At 50.5% G+C, this 18706-nt stretch carries 14 protein-coding genes; 12 read left to right on the top strand and 2 right to left on the bottom strand.

Translation table 11 applies throughout. From position 1 onward, the window contains the following. Window positions 1-382: 382 nt before the first annotated feature. The 10 genes from BWI93_RS02160 to BWI93_RS02120 all read left to right on the top strand — a co-directional run bounded on the left by BWI93_RS02160 (window position 383) and on the right by BWI93_RS02120 (window position 14531). The gene (locus BWI93_RS02160) at window positions 383-1123 is read left to right on the top strand and encodes an SDR family oxidoreductase (protein ID WP_094808525.1); all 741 of its coding nucleotides are present in this window, start codon (window positions 383-385) and stop codon (window positions 1121-1123) included. A gap of 47 nt (window positions 1124-1170) precedes the next feature. Continuing rightward, the gene (locus BWI93_RS28435) at window positions 1171-1725 is read left to right on the top strand and encodes an AraC family ligand binding domain-containing protein (protein ID WP_255157682.1); all 555 of its coding nucleotides are present in this window, start codon (window positions 1171-1173) and stop codon (window positions 1723-1725) included. A gap of 35 nt (window positions 1726-1760) precedes the next feature. Then, window positions 1761-2075, top strand: coding sequence for an AraC family transcriptional regulator (locus BWI93_RS28430; protein WP_255157681.1), 315 nt, complete (start codon window positions 1761-1763; stop codon window positions 2073-2075). A 330-nt stretch (window positions 2076-2405) separates the two neighbouring features. After that, a complete protein-coding gene (locus BWI93_RS02150; protein ID WP_094808524.1) occupies window positions 2406-3944 on the top strand; it encodes a glycoside hydrolase family 43 protein in 1539 nt (512 codons plus the stop codon). 214 nt (window positions 3945-4158) lie between these two features. Then, window positions 4159-4800 carry an RNA polymerase sigma-70 factor gene (locus BWI93_RS02145; protein WP_255157680.1) on the top strand — a complete coding sequence of 214 codons (642 nt, stop codon included), beginning with the start codon at window positions 4159-4161 and terminating at the stop codon, window positions 4798-4800. 42 nt (window positions 4801-4842) lie between these two features. Next, window positions 4843-5841 carry a FecR family protein gene (locus BWI93_RS02140; RefSeq protein WP_094808523.1) on the top strand — a complete coding sequence of 333 codons (999 nt, stop codon included), beginning with the start codon at window positions 4843-4845 and terminating at the stop codon, window positions 5839-5841. Window positions 5842-5868: 27 nt separating this feature from the next. Continuing rightward, window positions 5869-9288 (top strand): TonB-dependent receptor, encoded by a 3420-nt coding sequence (locus BWI93_RS02135; protein WP_094808522.1) that lies wholly within the window; start codon window positions 5869-5871, stop codon window positions 9286-9288. Between the two features lie 11 nt (window positions 9289-9299). Then, window positions 9300-11147 carry a RagB/SusD family nutrient uptake outer membrane protein gene (locus BWI93_RS02130; RefSeq protein ID WP_094808521.1) on the top strand — a complete coding sequence of 616 codons (1848 nt, stop codon included), beginning with the start codon at window positions 9300-9302 and terminating at the stop codon, window positions 11145-11147. A gap of 232 nt (window positions 11148-11379) precedes the next feature. After that, a complete protein-coding gene (locus BWI93_RS02125; RefSeq protein WP_158242809.1) occupies window positions 11380-12750 on the top strand; it encodes a chloride channel protein in 1371 nt (456 codons plus the stop codon). A 119-nt stretch (window positions 12751-12869) separates the two neighbouring features. Next, window positions 12870-14531, top strand: coding sequence for an ATP-binding protein (locus BWI93_RS02120; RefSeq protein ID WP_094808519.1), 1662 nt, complete (start codon window positions 12870-12872; stop codon window positions 14529-14531). Between the two features lie 227 nt (window positions 14532-14758). Here the strand turns inward: BWI93_RS02120 and BWI93_RS02115 are convergent, their stop codons facing one another. Further along, complete coding sequence (locus tag BWI93_RS02115; protein WP_094808518.1) at window positions 14759-15985, bottom strand: lipase family protein; 1227 nt, start codon at window positions 15983-15985, stop codon at window positions 14759-14761. 451 nt (window positions 15986-16436) lie between these two features. Between BWI93_RS02115 and BWI93_RS02110 the strand changes: the two genes are divergently transcribed. Together BWI93_RS02110 and BWI93_RS02105 are read left to right on the top strand one after the other, a co-directional pair. Next, the gene (locus tag BWI93_RS02110) at window positions 16437-16697 is read left to right on the top strand and encodes a hypothetical protein (protein ID WP_094808517.1); all 261 of its coding nucleotides are present in this window, start codon (window positions 16437-16439) and stop codon (window positions 16695-16697) included. 301 nt (window positions 16698-16998) lie between these two features. Further along, entirely contained in the window at window positions 16999-18135 is a 1137-nt protein-coding gene (locus BWI93_RS02105) for a hypothetical protein (RefSeq protein ID WP_094808516.1), read from the top strand. A 107-nt stretch (window positions 18136-18242) separates the two neighbouring features. On the opposite strand, the gene BWI93_RS02100 is transcribed toward BWI93_RS02105, so the two are convergent. Further along, window positions 18243-18596 carry a WD40 repeat domain-containing protein gene (locus tag BWI93_RS02100; protein ID WP_094808515.1) on the bottom strand — a complete coding sequence of 118 codons (354 nt, stop codon included), beginning with the start codon at window positions 18594-18596 and terminating at the stop codon, window positions 18243-18245. Window positions 18597-18706 lie beyond the last annotated feature (110 nt).

Genomic DNA, 18706 nt, shown 5'->3' with positions numbered 1-18706 from the left:
CCATAAATCAGCCTGACTAACGGAGTAGGTTCCAACCAGAGAACCCGGCCCTGCAACAAGGAGCAGAGATCTTGTTTCAATCCCTCTGCATGAACGAGACGATACAAAAGTAACGGTTCATACTATACGAAAAAACGGCTTGATTTTACCATAAAGATGCCCTTACTATTAGGGTTGAGCGAATCCATCAGTTAATCCCATTTATTGATTCCGGATAGGATGTAGGGACCTTGGGCTGAATCTTAGCGGAGACATGCCGGGCTACCACTGTTTATACACCATTCATCCCTACCCCAACATTTTGGCTAAGTCTTCTGCATTTTAGGCTACGTTTAGCAAATGGGTGATTGTGAACTTTGTCGAAACATTCCACAGCACACGTATGTCAAGCACAAATCAGGGAAAAGTTATCGTCATCACGGGAGCCAGCAGTGGCATTGGCCAGGCTACCGCTCGCCTGTTAGCTCAGCAAGGGGCGATTGTGGTTCTGGGAGCCCGGCGGGAAGATCGTCTGATCGAACTCGTACATCAAATTAAAGAAGAGGGCGGACAGGCTACTTACGTTCTAACCGATGTTAGCCAGCAGGCAGATCTGACGCGTCTGGTTGCGTTGGCCCGTCAGCAGTACGGCAAGGTAGATGCTATCATCAACAATGCGGGCGTGAGTGAGCTTTCGCGAATGGATGAGTTACAAATTGAGGATTGGGAAAAGATGATCGATATTAACCTGAAAGGTGTTCTGTACGGTATCGCTGCGGGGCTGGCCGTATTCAAACAACAGGGTTTCGGGCACATCATTACCATTATTTCTACCTCGGGGATTAAAATTACGCCCAATCAGGGCGTCTACGCGGGAACCAAAAATGCCGTTCGCACCATTCATGAAGCCTTACGGCAGGAATCCAGAGGAAAGTATCGGGTCACGGGCATTTCACCGGGCATGGTAAAAACCGATTTTGTAGCTCAGTTGAAAAATGAAGCCTTAAAAGCAGCCATCACGGATCAAATGGACACGTTCGGCCTGCCGCCCGAAGCCGTGGCCCGAACGGTGGCCTTTGCTCTGGAACAACCGGATGACGTAGAAATTGGTGATATTGTCATTCGTCCGACCGCCCAGGACTAGTAGAGGGCATTCAGCCCTCAGCCCTTACGCTTATACAGATTGATCGCATGAAAGCACCGCAAACGCACGTTTTTAAAACGATTACCGAGCTGCTAGAGCACCTGAAGCAGCCGAAGCCCTTGCATCCGCTGATCGCTCTGGTTTCGTATCAGGCAACCGCTCCCGATTTAGAGCAGGCCGGAGCCGTTTTCATGCTTGATTTTTATAAAATCTCTTTTAAAACCCGCTTCAACGGTCACGTTCGGTACGGACCGGGCTACTATGATTTCCAGGAGGGTGGACTGGCTTTTCTAGCTCCGCATCAGTTGGTGACCATGACTGCTTCAACGGACAGTTATGAAGGGTTCGCTCTATACTTCCATCCGGATCTGATTCGACCCTATCCGCTCGGCAAGTCGATCCGGCAGTATCATTTTTTTCCTACGATGTCTCGGAAGCCCTGTTTTTATCGGCGAGTGAAAAGGAGGTCATTACCTCGCTATTTGATTCCATTCAGCGGGAGCTTCACACCAACATCGATGCCTTTAGTCAGGACGTACTGGTTTCGCAGATTGAACTGCTGCTGCATCACAGTAATCGCTATTACAACCGGCAATTTCTGACGCGTAAAGCAGTTCATCATGATTTGATAAACACCATGGATGCCTACCTGATCAGCCGATTTTCACAACCGCTGAACGGCATTCCCACGGTACAGGAAGTGGCGGATCACGTGAAAGTATCGCCCCGCTATTTAACGGATTTACTCAAAACGCTACACGGGGTCAGTACGCAGCAGTACATTCACAATCAGTTGATTGAAACGGCGAAAACCTACCTGAGTACGAGCGGCTTAACTGTGGCCGAAATTGCTTACCAGCTGGGTTTTGAGCATCCGCAATCGTTCAGCAAGCTGTTCAAAGCCAAAACCAGACTTTCTCCGGTGGCCTTTCGGCAATCCTTCAGGGATTAGATTTCAGCTGAGAACGTATAGATCAGAATGTCTCTTTCGATACCAATGTTCTGCAAATTGATAGGCTTAGACAGGAGGACTTTTAGGAAATAGGTTCTCCTGTATAGTTTATAAAAGCAGAATCGGTCTTGCCTGGCAATCGATTCTACTTTAGGCAACCAATAAGTTTTGCCCCACTCATTCGGTTAGTCTTTTCTGCCGCTTCCCGTCAGGCAAAGTCGATTCATACGTAAAAAACGGTCGATTTTACATTTCTTTGTGCTGGCAAGGCTGACTATACGTACACGCTTACGACAGCCGATTGCCGCATGTATTACCTCGACAAACCGTATGAAACTCCTTTTCTTCCTGCTTTTTACCCTTCCCTTTTTGACTTTCTCAAAGCCTGAAAGCATTTCCTCTGTCTCTGCCTTGGCTTTAGTCGATAGTAGCCAACGGCGGGAAAATCCGGTCATTCCCGGGGATTTCGCGGACCCTTCGATCATTCGCGTGGGTCAAACGTACTACGCGACCGGAACTTCTTCGGAATGGGCACCCCATTTTCCGTTGCTGCAGTCTACCGATTTATTGCACTGGCAACCTATTGGGTACGTGTTTCCCAAAACGCCCGCCTGGGCGGCGGCTTCATTCTGGGCTCCGGAGCTGTATTACCGAAAGGGCACCTACTTTGTGTATTACGTAGCCCGCAAAAAAAGCGATGGCATTTCCTGTATCGGTGTAGCGACCTCCAGTAACCCGGCGAAAGGATTTACCGATCGGGGCATTTTGCTGGAGTTTGGCAAAGAAGCCATTGATCCCTTTGTGATCGAAGATAAGGGGCAATTATACATCACCTGGAAAGCGTATGGTCTGGATCAGCGGCCCATTGAAATTTTGGGGAGCCAACTTTCTAATGACGGACTAAAGGTACAGGGGGAACCCTTTATGCTCCTGCGGGATGATAAAAAGGAAGGGCTGGAAGGGCAGGCCCTCATCAAGCGAGACAATGCATACTATCTGTTTTATTCCCCCGGCAATTGCTGCGGCAGGGATTGTAATTACAAAGTAGAAGTAGCCCGGTCGGCATCCCTGCAAGGCCCCTATACCCGCTTTGAAGGCAACCCCCTACTGGCCGAAACCGACGAGTGGAAATGCACAGGCCACGGCACGCTGGTTACTTCGCCAGCCGGAAAAACCTATTACCTGTACCATGCTTATAATAAGAAGGATCTGGTGTACACGGGCCGCCAAGGTATGCTGGGTGAAGTAGTATGGGATGCGGAATGGCCCCGAATCAAACCGCTGGGCAACGAGGCGGAACGCGTCAAGAATTTCCGGGATGATTTTTCCGCAACCACGGTATCCGGCCACTGGCAGTGGGATTTTCGTCATGCCACACCGGAAGTTAAAGTCAGTAAGGGTAATCTTTTCTTAACGGGGCAATCCCTTGCAAACAACCTTTCCGGTACGGCGTTGACGATTCGACCGCTGCTGGGTGATTATACCATGACCACCGAAGTCGTCAATCAAAACGCGGCCTTGAAAGGCTTGGTGCTCTACGGGGATGCCGGACAAGCCGTAGGCATCGGCATTCAGGGCAATCAGGTGCAGGTTTGGGAAGTGAAAAAAGATCAGCGGCAAGTTCTCCGGCAGGAGTCGATTGCTGCAGCAAAAGCAGTTCAACTTAAAATGGACGTGAAAGACGGCTCCCATATAAAGTTTTACTGGAGTCCGGACGGTAAAAAATGGAACGAACTCACCACTACCTCCGGCGTATATGATGGAAGCTTTCTGCCACCCTGGGACCGCAGTCCACGACCCGGCTTACTGCATCAGGGTACGACAACCGAACCTGCCGTATTTAGTTTCTTTGCCCTTTCCTACCAATAATTTAGATACAGATGAAACCCGTCTACCCCCCCCAAAGGAATGCCTGACTCCTTTGGGGGTTGCTTTTGATAGGTACCTAACTGATTTCCACGTAAATCACCTATACCAAATCAATTATATTACTTCACGAAGTTTTTATTAAAATATTTCGAGTTGAGTACTAAGGGTATGGGGGGTATTCTTTGTCACCCTAGTAAAGACTCATCTGTAGCTAATGGGATTGGTAGAAAAGCTTTCTAGTTCAGAAACTTCTTTGCGGGAAGAGCGTCTGCAACCGGAACCGTCCAAAGTGATTGATAACGAACATTTTATTCGAGCCGCCTTTACCGAGTCTACCGGGAAAGGTTTTGAAGCTCTGTTTCGTCTGTATTATCAGCCTTTGTTCAGCCATGCCTTACGCTTTGTGTATACTAGAGAAAAGGCGGAGGATATTGTATGTGATGTATTTCATGATTTCTGGAAGAGCAATACCTACGACTCCATGCAGGGTACGTTTCGTTCGTATTTGTACGCGGCGGTGCGAAATCGGGCGTATACCTACGTTCGTTATGAACTGAAAGAAGAGAAAAATACGACTTCCCCGGAATCTTCCGAACACCTCTCGGAGGCGAACAATCCCGAATCCCTGATCGAGTATGATGAGTTGTATCAGCGAATAGATCAGGCCATTTTGCAGCTTCCCGCCCAATGTCAGCGGGTCTTCATGTTGAGCCGGTTTGAGGGAAAGAAAAACAAGGAAATCGCTACCGAATTGAACCTGTCCCTGAAAACCGTAGAAGCTCACATGGCCAAAGCACTGAGTCAGCTTCGCAAGGCTATACTAACAATCACTATTCTGCTACAGTGGTTTAGCTAATCTCTTTCATCCCAACCACCTATTGAAAGCCAACCGATTACCATGGAAGACCAGGTCATTAAAAACACGGTGCACGATTATTTCGCGGGTCGGGCTACACCCCTTCAAAAGAAAGTCATTGAAGACTGGCTGAAGGATGCTGGCAACCACGAACAGTACTACCAGTGGCTGCACGAATGGGAGCTAAACCACCTACAGGGCCGAGCTTCGTGGGAGGATGCTTTTCAGCGTACGCAGCAAATGCTTCATCAGGAACCCGAGCCGGAATCGATCCTTCAAACCGATGATACGCCCACCCGCTGGTGGAACCGGACTTCGATTCGGCTGATTGCGGCCGTGCTGGTCGTTGCCTTCCTCGGCGTATCTTTTCCGGCCATTCGGAACCTGATTTATTACCAGACGAGTGAAACGGGATACGGTGAAACCCGGAAAATTTCCTTTGAAGACGGTTCAAGCGTTACCCTGAATGCCAACTCTTCCCTGCGTTATCCGCGATTTGGCTTCGGCGAAGGTACGCGTCGGGTCGAACTGCGGGGCGAAGCTGATTTTCAGATTGAACATACGCCGCAGCATCAGCCTTTCATCGTTTCCATTCCCAGTGGTCTGGAAGTGAACGTCTTAGGTACCCAGTTTACCGTTTTTGCCCGCAGCCGTCGCTCGCAGGTTACCCTCCGATCCGGAAAAGTGGCCTTACAGATGAAGCAGGCTCCGCAGGCTTCTCCGCTCGTGATGAAGCCCGGCGATCTGGTCGTCATGAATCCGTCGGGAAAACTCAGTCGCTCGCACACCGCCCATCCGGAGCAATACGCCTCCTGGAAAGACCATCACCTCACGCTCAACCGAACCTCCCTCCGGGAACTGGCGTCCATTCTCGAAGAAACCTATGGCTTCGAAGTGGAAATCAATGATCCGGAACTTGCCAGTCGAACGGCTACGGGCCTCTTACCCGCCGAAAACCCCGAAGCCACCCTGGAGCTTATCGCCGAACTATTCGCCATCAATTTCACCCGTCACGACAACCGGATTGTTTTCAAAGACTAGACGCTAACCCTAAACCTATTTTTGTGTATGAGACTGCTTTCCCGGCGAGCTCGAAGATCGCTATTGGTCTGTGTTTCCCTATCCGTCTGTTCGCAGGTGTCGGCCCACTCACAGACGGGGCCCGGATTTTCCTTTGTTACGAATCAGATGACCCGCCAACCCAACGCGACCCTGCGGGATGTGTTGATGCAGCTAAAGAGTACCTACCGGGTCAACATCATTTTTGAAGATCGACTGGTGCAGTTGCCCGTTGATCCGGCAATAGTGGATCGCAAACGTTCGCTCGAAGAAAACCTGACGCGACTGCTGCAACCCAATGCCCTCGGCTTCAAAAAAGTAAGCGACGGGGTATACATGATTGTACGCAGCCGCAAGCCGCAGGAACAGACCTCAACTTTCCCCGAAAAAACGACAGTTCCCATCAATACGCCCACACTCGCTACCGTAGCCGAGGTAGTAGAGTCACCCAAGGCTCCTCAGGATCGCCAGATTCAGGGAACGGTGAAGGACGAAAAAGGCGAAGCATTGCCGGGCGTCAGCATCATCGTGAAGGGCACGACGCGGGGTACCAACTCCGATGTACAGGGGGAGTTCAAGCTGAGTATTCCCGACGGCGAAGTCACGCTGATTCTATCTTTTGTGGGGTACAAAAGCCAGGAGTTGCTGGTGGGGAATCAAACCGCACTGAATGTTTCCCTGCAACCCGAACCTAGTGCTCTGGACGAAGTAGTGGTCATCGGTTACGGTACCACTCGCCGAAAAGACCTCACCGGTTCCGTTTCCAGCGTGAAAGCCGCCGACATCACCCTAAGTCCGGTAACGAATCCCGTCGAAGCCCTACAGGGCCGCGTGGCGGGTCTGGATATTGAACGGGGTAGCGGTCGGGCTGGCACTACGCCCAACATTCTCTTACGCGGGAACCGCTCCATTTCCGGGGGACAAACGCCGCTGTACCTGATCGACGGCGTACCGGGAAATATCAATGCCCTGAATCCCAATGATATTGAAAACATTGATGTCCTGAAAGACGCGGCGGCAACGTCCATTTACGGCGTGGCCGGAGCCAACGGGGTCATCATTGTTACTACCAAAAAGGCCAAAGCCGGAAAATTACAGATTGACGTTGATAGCTATTACGGCATCAACGGTTTCGCCCGTTTTCCCAAACCACTCACTGGCAACCGCTGGATTCAGTACCAGAAAGACCGCTATTTTACCGAACGGGGCACCTACACCGATAACCTCGTCGATCTGGTTTCGTCCGTGGAAGTGCGTAATCTGGTCGAACAGGGCCGCTGGGTAAACTGGGTGGATGAAACGCTTAAAACCGGGGTTCAGCAAAACCACTTCGTTTCCCTGCGGGGCGGCACGGATAAAGTACAGGCCTATTTGTCCATGGGTTACATCGGGGAAAAGGGGATTTACCAATTCGACGAAGCCAAGATTCTCAATCTGCGTACCGGCATGGATGTGAAGTTCAGCAAGCTGTTTAAAGCCGGGATTCAGACCGTACTGACGGCCCGTAATACCGATGCCACCGCCAGCCGGGTGAACAAAGCGTATAGTGTGGCTCCCGTAGGTGAAGCGTACAATGAAGACGGCACCGTTCGACTCCGGCCCCTGGGTGAAAGCAATTCTACCATCAGCCCCATTGCCAATTACGCTCCCGGCGTGTACGTAGACAATTCCAAAAGCCTGAATGTCAATATTTATCCCTACGTCGAATTAACGCCGCTCGATAACCTGACCATCCGGTCCAACCTGGGTCTGACGGCATCGGGTTCGCGGGATGGCTTTTTCCAGAGCGAACGAGCCTATAATCCAGCATCGGAAGGACGGGTAAACAAGGAAGCGAGTTACTCCAACGGTATTGGCTATTCGTACATCTGGGAAACCTACGCAACCTACAACCTGAATCTGCCCAAAGACCATCAGTTAACCGCCACGGCGATCACTTCGATGGCGAAGACGCAGACGGAAACGTCCAACATTTCAGTCAATGGTCTGGATTTTGATTACTACCAGTTTTACAACACCGGAGCCGCCAATACCGTCAGCAACCGTTCGACGGGGTATTCGGAAACCAGCCGGATGTCGTACGCCGGACGTTTGCACTATAGCTATCGGAGCAAGTATTTGCTGACTTTATCCAATCGCTGGGACGGGGCTTCGCAGTTGTACCGCAACTGGGCGTCTTTCCCTTCGGTATCGGTGGCCTGGCGGGCCAGTGATGAAAAATTCATGGAAGGTGTCAAGACCTGGATTGATGATTTGAAGGTTCGGTTCAGCTACGGGGTTACAGGGAATAACAACATTTCGCCGTACCAGAGCATTTCGGAAATGGTATCCAAAACGGCGGGGTCTAACCTGTCGCTGGGCGGTTCGAGTATTCTGCCCATCTACGTGCTGAAACAGGCTTTGGGCAACCCAGATCTTACCTGGGAAAAGTCGTATACTACCAACTTCGGCGTCGATTTCTCCCTATTCAACGGCAGAATTGACCTGACGGCCGACCTCTACCGGACGCGGACAGATGGGGTGTTGTACAAACGCAATCTGCCTTCGACGGCCGGTGGTTTCGACGCGAAAAACCTGTACACGAAAGTGCTGAACATTGCCAAAACACAGAACGAAGGGTTAGAACTGACCGCCTCTTTCCGCACCATGGCAAAGAAGGATTTTCAGTGGAACACCACCGTAACCTTTACGGCCGCCCGTGAAAAACTGGTTAGTATTGATTTGGGAAACGCTCAGAGTGCCACTTCGCTCATCTCGGAAAACCTCTTCGTTGGCTCGCCGCTTCGCACCTTTTACGATTACAAGAAAACGGGCATCTGGCAAACGGCAGACAGTGCTCAGGCTCGCCTGTACGGAGCTAAACCCGGCGATATTCGGCTGCAAACCGTCCCGCGAGTCAATGCCAATGGCGAATCCGACAACGGGGTACATGCCTATTCAGCAGCCGATCGGATGATTGTGGGCAGTGCGAACCCCCGGTGGCTCATGGGGATTCAGAATTCGTTTGCTTATAAAAACTTTGATCTGACCGTGTTCGTCAATATGCGTTTCGGCCATACGATCAATGCGACCGGACTGGGTTACTGGAATACGATTTCCCAGCCCGAAACCTACAACTACTGGACGCCTACGAATCCGACGAATGATTTCCCGCAACCGGGTTCGGCTTTTAGTAACACTTTCGTTTCGGCCCTCAATTACGTGGATGGCTCGTACGTAAAAGTCAAGAATATTACCCTGGGCTATACCCTGCCCAAGCCCCTGCAGAATACCCTGGGCTTATCACGGATGCGGTTCTACGGCACGATCTATAATCCACTGATTTTCACGAGAAGTCCTTTGTTGAAAGGGTTTGATCCGGAATCAGGCGGCTCGGATTCCTTTCCGCTCTTCAAACAAATCATTCTGGGGGTGAACCTCTCCTTTTAAAAACCATTCGTATGCGAGTATATACACTGATTTTCGTAGCCATCTGGACGCTCGCCTCCTGCCAGAAACTGGGCGAATACAACCCCGCCGGCTTACCCGTGGAAGGGGTACTGACGGACAAAGCGGGCCTGGAGGGGGCCATCAACGGCTGTTACACCGACCTGTACTTTTTTCACGGAAAAGTGGATCTGATCGGCCCCACCGAGGCGGGTACGGATAGCTGGGTGAACGTCGGTAACAATGACATCGGGCTTTTGCTGTATAACAACACCCTCAACACGACGACGGGTACCGTTCGGGTGATCTGGAACGGCCTGTATTCGCTGGTAAACTACTGTAACACAGCCATTAATTACTCGAAAAATGTAAAAGGCTACGCATCGCAGGCGGAGCTGGACGCCAAAATTGCCGAGGCGTACTTCATTCGGGCGTATGCCAATTTTAACCTCGTCGAGCAGTTTGGTAACGTAACCCTGTCAAAGACATCGGCGGCGGAAGGTAGCGTGGAGCTAAGTCCGGTGCGGAATCCCGAAGCGGAATTTTACGATTCCATCATTGCTGATTTGAAATTTGCCTGTGAGCATTTGCCCTACACGCAGTCCCTTCGCGGTCGGGTCAGCAAGAAAGCGGCCTACGGGTTACTGGCGAAAGTGTACCTGCAACGCACCCGTCTGGGCGAAAAAGAAGCCTACGCCCGTCTGGCCCTGGAAACGGCCGAACAACTCATCAACAATGCGGCAACCTTTCGCTGTGCCCTGTATCTGAGCGACGCCAGCCGTTCGGGTTTCAGCAAATTGTGGGACGGAGCCAATAACAAAACTAACACCGAGTCGCTGTTCCTCCAGGCCATTGATCCATCCTCAGGCCTGAATCCCGAGCAGTACAACCGGGGCCGTACGCGGCAGTACTACCTGCCGGAACTGGGTGGTCGGGGTGCCGAATGGGGTACCCGCGAAACCAGTGTCCTGTACGGACGGGCCAACTCCCGCTATTACAAACCCAGCAAGTACCTGCTCACCAGCATTTTCGAGCCGCAGGAAAACACGCCCGACACGCGGTTCAAAGAGACGTTTACGTATAAGTTTTACGCCAACGCGAACAAAACGATCACCGCCGCGATGGCTACGGCTTACCGGAAAGATCCGTCCGTGGTTGGGAAGGTTATTCTGGGTACTACGGCCCCCTACACCAGTCCCTTCCTGCCCATTACGACGCAACTCGAAGAAGAAACCAACATGGCCAACGATCAGGGACTGGCCGTCTTTACGCCCAACTGGACGATTGATGAAGCCACCAAAAGTAAATTACCTTATCTGGTAGCCGACCCGAGCGATCTGTTTGATCCCCTTACGGGCAATTACAAAACGACCGCTCAGATTCCGGCGAACTACCCGAACCTGATCAACATTTATCCGGCGATGCGGAAGTTTTCGAGCAAGCCATTTGCCTATACGAATCAGTACTGGATGGGCGATATTCCCATTATTCGTTTGGGCGACATTTATCTGATTGCCGCAGAAGCGGCTCTGTATCTCAACAATCAGGCGAAAGCGACGGATTACGTCAACACCATTCGCAAACGGGCTGCCCTGGCCAGTCGCGAAAGTGAAATCACGGTAACGCCTAATCAGGTCACGCTGGATTTTCTGGTGAACGAACGGGCCCGCGAACTAACCGGCGAGCACTGGCGATGGTATGATCTGAAACGGATGGGTAAACTGACCAAGTCGTACCTGCAATCGACGAACCCCATCGTGAGCGTTGATTTCAACGAATCCAGACATACCGTACGACCTATTCCCCAAAGCTTTCTGGATGCCATCAGTAACGCAGCGGATTACGGATCAAATGGATACTGAGAAAAAGGAGCTGGTAAGTACTGGCTCCTTTTTCTTTTAAGGAATTTTGACGGTATGACCTGATCGGTATTTCGAAAGGCATTGGGAAGTTTCTAGAATCGGATTTCTTCTGGAGCAGAATCGATCGTTTACCTATACTTTTCACTTAAAAACAATTCTATTTGTTCCCTCCCATTAAACCTTAGTACCTTCGAGCCATCATGTATCTATGATGATGAGGGGCAAATATCACTTGAATGAATGGGAGATACGCTTACGAAAGTATCTCAAACGCGTCAGCCGAAGTACGGGTGTACAAAAAATTAACCACTGGCTGATTACACATAATCTATCCACGGCACCTTTGCGAGCCGCTCCTTTGTGGATCGCTTCGGTTTTAGTCGGATTAATGGCGGTAGGGTACGAAAAAGTGTTTGCTTTCGTCGAGCACACGGGGATGCACTGGTACCAAAACCATCCGTATCTGATCTTTTTGACGACGCCCCTCTGTTTTTGCGGAGCCTGGTTGCTCACCCATTACCTCGCTCCAACGGCTTCGGGCAGTGGCATTCCACAACTCATGGCCGCGGTAGATTTGGCCGAGACGAAGGCTCACTGGAAAGTAGATAAATTGCTCAGCATCCGCATTGCACTGGTAAAAGTGGCGAGTAATCTGGTCTTGCTCCTCGGCGGGGGTGCTACTGGACGGGAAGGCCCAACGCTTCAGATTGCCGGGTCCATCTTTGAAACCATTTACCGGCTTGTACCCGAAACCTGGAATAAAGTCTCGCAACGGGTCATGATCGTGACGGGAGGAGCGGCCGGACTAGCGGCGGCGTTTAACACGCCACTCGGCGGTATCGTGTATGTAGTCGAAGAGTTAACCAAAGCTCATCTCGCCGTTTTCCGGACGGCCGTACTCAGTTCCGTAATTATTGCGGGGATAACGAGTCAGTTTTTGCTGGGTCCGTATCTGTTTCTGGGCTTTCCAAAAATTACTCGGCTGCCGTTGGAGTCGATCTGGCTGGTCATCGGCATTGCCTTTGTTACGGGGTTGGCGGGTTCGGCCTTTACCAAACTATTACTGCTGATTTCTTCGCTGCGGAAACGTTTTCCGGGCCTGACTAAACAACTCGTATTCGTAACCGGACTGGGCCTGCTGTTTGCAACGATTGTTTTTTTCTCGGGCGTACAGGCCATGGGTTCCGGAAAAGAATTGATTAATCAGGCATTATTCGAAGGCACGGAACACATTGCGTGGTACGCTTTTCCGGTTCGATTTATTGGCAATGCCCTGTCGTTTTCGGCAGGTGGAGCGGCGGGGATTTTTGCCACGTCTTTGTCTTCCGGAGCAATGCTCAGCTCGCTGTTGCTGGAATATGTCATTCCCGTTCAGGTCCAACACCATAATCTGCTCATTCTGGTGGGTATGATTGGTTTCCTCACGGGCGTGACGCGTACGCCTTTTACGTCGGCCATTTTGGTACTGGAAATGACGGACCGGCATTCTGCCATTTTCTATTTCCTGCTGGCGGGCATCATTGCCAATGTGGCGGCTAGCTTAATTTTGCGTCATTCGTTTTATGAGATCCGCAAGGAGGAATTTTTAAGTCAGCCTGCTTAATCACTCATGAGACAGCAACTTGTTTACGAAAATAAAACATTAACCAGGGATACTACCTCTCCAGGCCTAGTGCTGTCTCAATCTTTTTGAAACTTTAAAGTGCCTAGTTCGTTATCAATATGCAACACTTTGTTGCTTCTTTTTCCTGCATGAATAATGATCAGCGACTAGACGCTTTTTCCGGGGATCGTTTAGACCCCACTTTAGCTTTACAGGCAGCTGGTCTGGGAGTCTGGCGAATAAACCCCCTCACCGAAGCATTACAAACGGACCCGCTGGGCCACCAATTACTGGGCTTACCCGGTGATGCTGATTCCTTCACTATTCAGCAACTGCTTGAGCGTATTCATCCGGAAGATCAACGTATTTTAAGCGAGGCCTGGGAAAGCCTTTTGCATAGATCAGAACCGGTTGACGAGACCTTTCGAATCATCCATTCCTCTAATCAGATCAAATGGATTCGATGGTGGGGACAGCGGTATTTCGCTAAAAATGAGCAACATTCTATTTTAACAGGTCTTTGTCAGGAAGTAAAACCCAGGGTTGAACATCAAAATCAGCCCGTCGATCAATGGTTATCGCTTTTCTTTGAACAGGCTCCCCTGGGCATTGCCCTGCTGGAAGGTCCTACGCACCAGCTTCGCTTTGCGAATACTCCCTTTCAGGAACTATGGAAATTGAGTAGACCTGTGGAAGAGGTATTGAATCGCCCGGTGTTTGAAGCTTTTCCGGGCATTGCGGGACTGGGTCTGGAAGAATTGCTCGAGCAGGTCCGGACAACGCATCAGCCGGTGAGTGGCCAGGAACAACCTGCTTATTTTGACCGAAATGGTCAGTTGGAACTCGCCTACATCAGTTTCGTTTACGCACCCTTGCGAGGTAGGCTGGGTCAGGAATATATTGTAGTTGTGGCCACGGATGTTACCGAAATAGTAATCAGTCGTCAGGAGATTGAAAGTCGCCGGAAAGAATCGCAGGTTATGGCCGAGGTATTGACCCGGAATAACGAACAACTCAGTCAGGCTAACATTCAACTCAGCCGTTCGAACGAACTACTCCAGAGTTTCGCTTACGTAGCCAGTCACGATTTGCAGGAACCCCTGCGTAAAATTCAGCAATTTGTCGATTTACTTCGTCCGCAACTACCCGATGAAAATCTGGTAGCCGAAAACTATTTGAACCGCGTACAGGCCTCTGCCCGGCGGATGTCGGAGCTTATGCAGGCTTTGCTGGAATTCTCACAGGTTCCCTCCAAAGTGAGCACGCCCAAACCCGTACCCCTGGACGAGGTACTGCAGGAAGTCGTTCAGTTACTGGAATTAGGGCTAAAGGAATCCCAGGCTAAACTTTCCATTGAACCATTGCCCATCGTTTGGGGACAACGGCAATTGCTGATTCGGCTCTTTCAGAACCTTTTATCCAACGCCCTCAAATTCAGCCGGGTCGATCGGGCGGGCATCGCGACTATTCCTCATATCCAGCTTACTTCAACCCTAGTTGCTGCGAGTGACCTTTCGCTAAAGATTCATCCTGCTCAAAAAGCCCATCAGTACCTACGCGTTGATGTGATCGATAACGGCATTGGTTTCGATCCCGAATATTTGTCCCGAATGTTTCAGATTTTTCAGCGTCTGCACAGTAAGAGTGCGTACAGTGGGAATGGCATTGGTCTGGCCATTAGTGAAAAGATTGTAACCAGCATGGGCGGGGCTATTACGGCCCATAGTCAGCCGGGCCAGGGAGCTACCTTTCAGGTTTTCTTCCCCTACTTACAGAAATAAAACGAAAGCGAGTGACGGTCAACGCCTGCCTGGCTCGATCTGTCTATACTGCTTTCATCCCGCATAAATCGGTCAGGATCTCATCCAGCCAGGTCAGGAAACTGTTTCAGGAAAAGTCATTTCAGACACATAAGCCTCTGACAGTAAGGGCTAGCAAAAAGTTTGCTAGCCCTTACTATTTCGTTTAAAATATGAATACAATCAAATGGGTGTATTCAATGGCAGTTTTAGGGAGTGGTCAGTAGACGTACCATGGCTGCCAGATACAGTTGTGCTCCTTCCCGATGGGTTGTGCCAGCCGTGCCCAAGGCCTGAAAAGCCACGGTAGCTCCTTTGGCCTGCATGGCCTTCACCGCTAGTTCCGTATTCAACACCGGAACAATATCGTCCCCCGTGGCGTGCAGAAAGAGTACGGGAGCCTTCGGTTTCCAGTCGTAAACGTTGTTTGCCTGTAAGGCTTTAATCAACGGCTGATTGGTTTTATTTTTAATCCCCGCAATGAAGGAACTTGAGAATAGTTTCGTAGGATTTAAATCCACATCAGCCGCCAGAGGATTACCCGTAGCTATCGCAGCCGCTACTTTCGTTGCGTTGCCGGGCGTAAGAAAATCCGTCAAAGGAGTATTGATGCCGTAAAGCTGATTATAAGTAAGCAGCACCCACATGTAGTAAGCCGAGGCAAATATGGGTAGATCTTTGTCCTGACTCACCACCCATTCGGCCGTTGCCAGCATGTCGTAAGCTCCCGCCCCCGGGTAGCTTCCCAACACCGTGAGTTCACTCGACGTCTGTTGTTCGAGAGCCTGGTGCAGGGCCAGTGTCGCGTATCCTCCTTCGGAATAACCCGCCAGGCGTACACCTTTCTGAAGTTTGATTCCTTTACTGTTCGCAAACTCACGGGCCGCCTGAAGCATATCCAGCGTAGACGAAGCCAGACTGGCCTTATGCTGGTACGGATGCGGCAGTGCCTTGCTCTCCCCAAAACCCAGATAATCGGCCATAACGACCAGATAACCCTGACCCAGCGAGGCTGCCAGCGTACCCGCTCCGTAGGCCTCCATGTTGCCGACGGGTAGATATGACGATGGAGCTTCCTCCTGAGTAGTGATGGTACCGTGCTGGAAACTAAGGACGCGAAGGTCGCCCGTATAGCCAACGGGTAGCAGGATTAAGCCCGAGGCCTGGACTGGTTTCTGGTCAACGCCTAGAGTTTGATACGTAATGCGATAAGCAGTAACGCCGTACTGCACGATGGGAGCCAGAATAGACGCTCGTTGTTTGACTTCATTGACGGAAACCTGAGCGATGGCGTCGGCTTTGACCAGATACTGAAACTCCGGTTTGGGGTTGTGGTCTTTGACACAGCCCGAAACGGTAACAATCAACAGGATAACCAGAGCCGGAATGGTCTGGAATCGGGCCTTTTCGTACCCGCGTTTAAATGTGGTGAGCATAGGGTTACATGTTAAGATAGGAGAATGCTGTAAAACGCGTACTGGAAGGGCGGAGACTCGAAAAGCGTACTTAAAAAGGCAAGAACTAGTACTGTTTCGTAAGAAGACCTGGCACTGAAGCCGCTTTGCCTGGGCAGACTAGCCATTACTCAGCCTGAGTTTGCTCCAAAGCACTGCTTTGAATGAGAATTCTAAAGTACTGAAAAACAATGAATATACTATTGATTCGATCTTATTTGTAAGCATTGACCGGAAGAAAGGGGACTAATTTTAACTTTCCGCACCACATCTATCCGCCCTATATGATTTTGTTTACATTACCCGCCCTTTTTGGCCTTGGTTTTGAGGTCCATGTAACACTGTTCGTATTGGGAATAAGCCATTATTTCTTTTTTCGGTGGCCAGGTACGGCGGCTATTAAAGTGGACGCCGTTACCCGTCAGGGAGTCATATGGATTTCACGATTGCGGCCACACCCATACTCTACGTAACCCTAGTCCTTTTCTTTTTTAAGGCTATCAGCTACACGCCAAATCTGGATTTTGAGGCTGAACTTTGGGCAACCCAAACCGCCAAACGGTTTCAAATGGCTGAGGATCTAATTGACAGCGAGATTTTACTGGGAAAAGATACCACTCAGATTAAAGCCCTGCTGGGCGAGCCGGATCACTACGGCCGATGCGTTTGGAAAAAAGATGCTGTTAATACCTAGGCCTATTCGATGGGAGTAAGTGACGGCGGATTCGGTTTTTTGCTTCACCAGTTGGCTCTAGGGTTTGATCAGGATAACGTAACTCAGACGGATCACGTCAAACTCAAAGATTAAGTAAAAATGTGATCAGGAATGATTTCGCTACCCTTAGTTATTTCAGGTACCTTCGAAAACATCCAGATCATGAGATCCGCCCTACAAGGGCTCCCATGCAATCTCCAATTATGTAACGACCATGCAGACTGTACCGACTGTTTTAGCGAGCATCTGTACCTTTGCCGGGTAACCTCAACGATTGCCCATGAGATACGTACTGTTTTTTGTTCTGTTGATTCAGATTTGTGTGGGTCAAACGCCTCCTTCGGGATGGTCGAGCCGTCAGCACGGGACCACCCTTGAAATGAGCCCGCCTGATTTACCTGCTAACCGAATGTTTCTGTACGCCCTGTACCCGCCGGAGACTCGTACTCAATCCACGCAAAGCTGGCTCAGGAACAAAGCGGAGAAGGATATTTCTACGCTAGGTAAACAGGTTCGGCCCCTGCAGTATAACCATACCGGGCCCGTTCAGAATGTTACGGGGGCAATCATGAATCAGGGCCGGGCTCAGGTGGTTGCGTATATGGCGACTGAACAGGCAGGACAAATGCACTGGGCCCGTATCATTACCGATGCGGATGCCAAATTTTTCAAACCTTATCTGAGCGAAGCGATTAAGCACTTCACAGCGGTTAGTAAGGTATCCCATTCCTCGGCTGCTTCAAAGAATAAACCCGAAAAGAGAAGCCGTGCCAAACGGCCTGAAACGCCGCTGACTGCACCGGGAAAGGGACTTACCCCGGCTCAGATTCAAGGTATTTACATGCACCTGGAAACGGGTTTTGGCGTAGGCGGATTCGTTACGCAGAATTACGAAGCGTATTTGTTTCTCAGGGACGGAACAGTCTACGAATACCCCGACGTGCCCCCCTACGATCTGGACGTACCCGCCTCCCGTCAGACTGAACCGAAAAGATGGGGCCGCTGGAAAAAGCAGGGCTCCAAAATCGTAATTCAGGAGAGCGATGGCAAGACCAGTGACTGGAACCACTGGCACGTGGCCGTAGCCGCGAAACCCGGCGAGAAACTCTCGGGGAGTTTTAAGTCGATTAGCGGTGGCGGAAATGTAGCTTTCGGCGGCAGCTCCGTAGTGGTTTCCATGAAACGGATCACTTTTCTGCCTACTGGTCAGTTTCGGCTGGCGTCCACTGGCGGTGGTTCCGATGCTAATGTTTCTGCGTATAGCAACAAAGATCTGGCGGGTACGTATCAACTGGATCAACACGTCATTACCCTGAAATTCAACAATGGACAGGTAGAACGTCGTTTTTTTTACTTTTACCCGGATTCTAGGGATACCTTTGGGATGGGTGGCAGTGTATTCGTTCCGGCTGATTAGGACTTGAATGAGAAGGGAGGTATGAATAGGCCACGCCTCCGTTCCCCAACAGAAAAGGCCGTAGCGGGCTCGTTGCCAAGGCCTGTTACTGGTTACCTTTCGTTGTACTATCGGGTAAAGACCACACTATTATACCCCCCCAAAGCAGCCGTAGCAAAGGTTCGGCCATCCGGTGAAAAATGAACCCGTCGCGGGGTAGCGTTTCCTAAAGACAAGTCATAATCATGGTGCGATTTTGGGTGTACACTCCAAACCCGTACTCCTCTGAACGTACCCACGGCCATCCAGCGGCCATCGGGCGAAAAACTTACCCATCGAGGTGTATCGTTTTTTACTTTGGTCGGATAATCGGTGGCCTGCCGGGTTTCCAGGTCCCAAAGGCGTACAGCCCCCCATACGCCGGCAGCAGTGGATTTACCATCTGGAGCATACGTTAATTCATACAGCGTTTCATTGCTCATTTTTGCCTTTAAAGTAGGTTGAGACGATTTGGAACATGAAAACAGGCTGATGGAAAGTAAGCCAGCGAGAGCAAGAAATGGTTTCCTAGCAAAGGATCTTGTCAAACGAT

Origin of the sequence: Siphonobacter sp. BAB-5385 (genome assembly GCF_002261125.1) — a bacterium.
Classification (GTDB): domain Bacteria; phylum Bacteroidota; class Bacteroidia; order Cytophagales; family Spirosomataceae; genus Siphonobacter.
The sequence above is the reverse complement of the archived record's forward strand: the minus strand, read 5'-3'. Positions and strand labels throughout refer to the sequence as shown.

Coding starts and splice junctions, on each gene's coding strand:
- BWI93_RS02150 (WP_094808524.1), top strand. CDS start 2,406: ATGAAACTCCTTTTCTTCCTGCTTTTTACCCTTCCCTTTTTGACTTTC.
- BWI93_RS02105 (WP_094808516.1), top strand. CDS start 16,999: ATGAGATACGTACTGTTTTTTGTTCTGTTGATTCAGATTTGTGTGGGT.
- BWI93_RS28435 (WP_255157682.1), top strand. CDS start 1,171: ATGAAAGCACCGCAAACGCACGTTTTTAAAACGATTACCGAGCTGCTA.
- BWI93_RS02120 (WP_094808519.1), top strand. CDS start 12,870: ATGCAACACTTTGTTGCTTCTTTTTCCTGCATGAATAATGATCAGCGA.
- BWI93_RS02110 (WP_094808517.1), top strand. CDS start 16,437: ATGGATTTCACGATTGCGGCCACACCCATACTCTACGTAACCCTAGTC.
- BWI93_RS02160 (WP_094808525.1), top strand. CDS start 383: ATGTCAAGCACAAATCAGGGAAAAGTTATCGTCATCACGGGAGCCAGC.
- BWI93_RS28430 (WP_255157681.1), top strand. CDS start 1,761: ATGGATGCCTACCTGATCAGCCGATTTTCACAACCGCTGAACGGCATT.
- BWI93_RS02145 (WP_255157680.1), top strand. CDS start 4,159: ATGGGATTGGTAGAAAAGCTTTCTAGTTCAGAAACTTCTTTGCGGGAA.
- BWI93_RS02115 (WP_094808518.1), bottom strand. CDS start 15,985: ATGCTCACCACATTTAAACGCGGGTACGAAAAGGCCCGATTCCAGACC.
- BWI93_RS02100 (WP_094808515.1), bottom strand. CDS start 18,596: ATGAGCAATGAAACGCTGTATGAATTAACGTATGCTCCAGATGGTAAA.
- BWI93_RS02130 (WP_094808521.1), top strand. CDS start 9,300: ATGCGAGTATATACACTGATTTTCGTAGCCATCTGGACGCTCGCCTCC.
- BWI93_RS02135 (WP_094808522.1), top strand. CDS start 5,869: ATGAGACTGCTTTCCCGGCGAGCTCGAAGATCGCTATTGGTCTGTGTT.
- BWI93_RS02140 (WP_094808523.1), top strand. CDS start 4,843: ATGGAAGACCAGGTCATTAAAAACACGGTGCACGATTATTTCGCGGGT.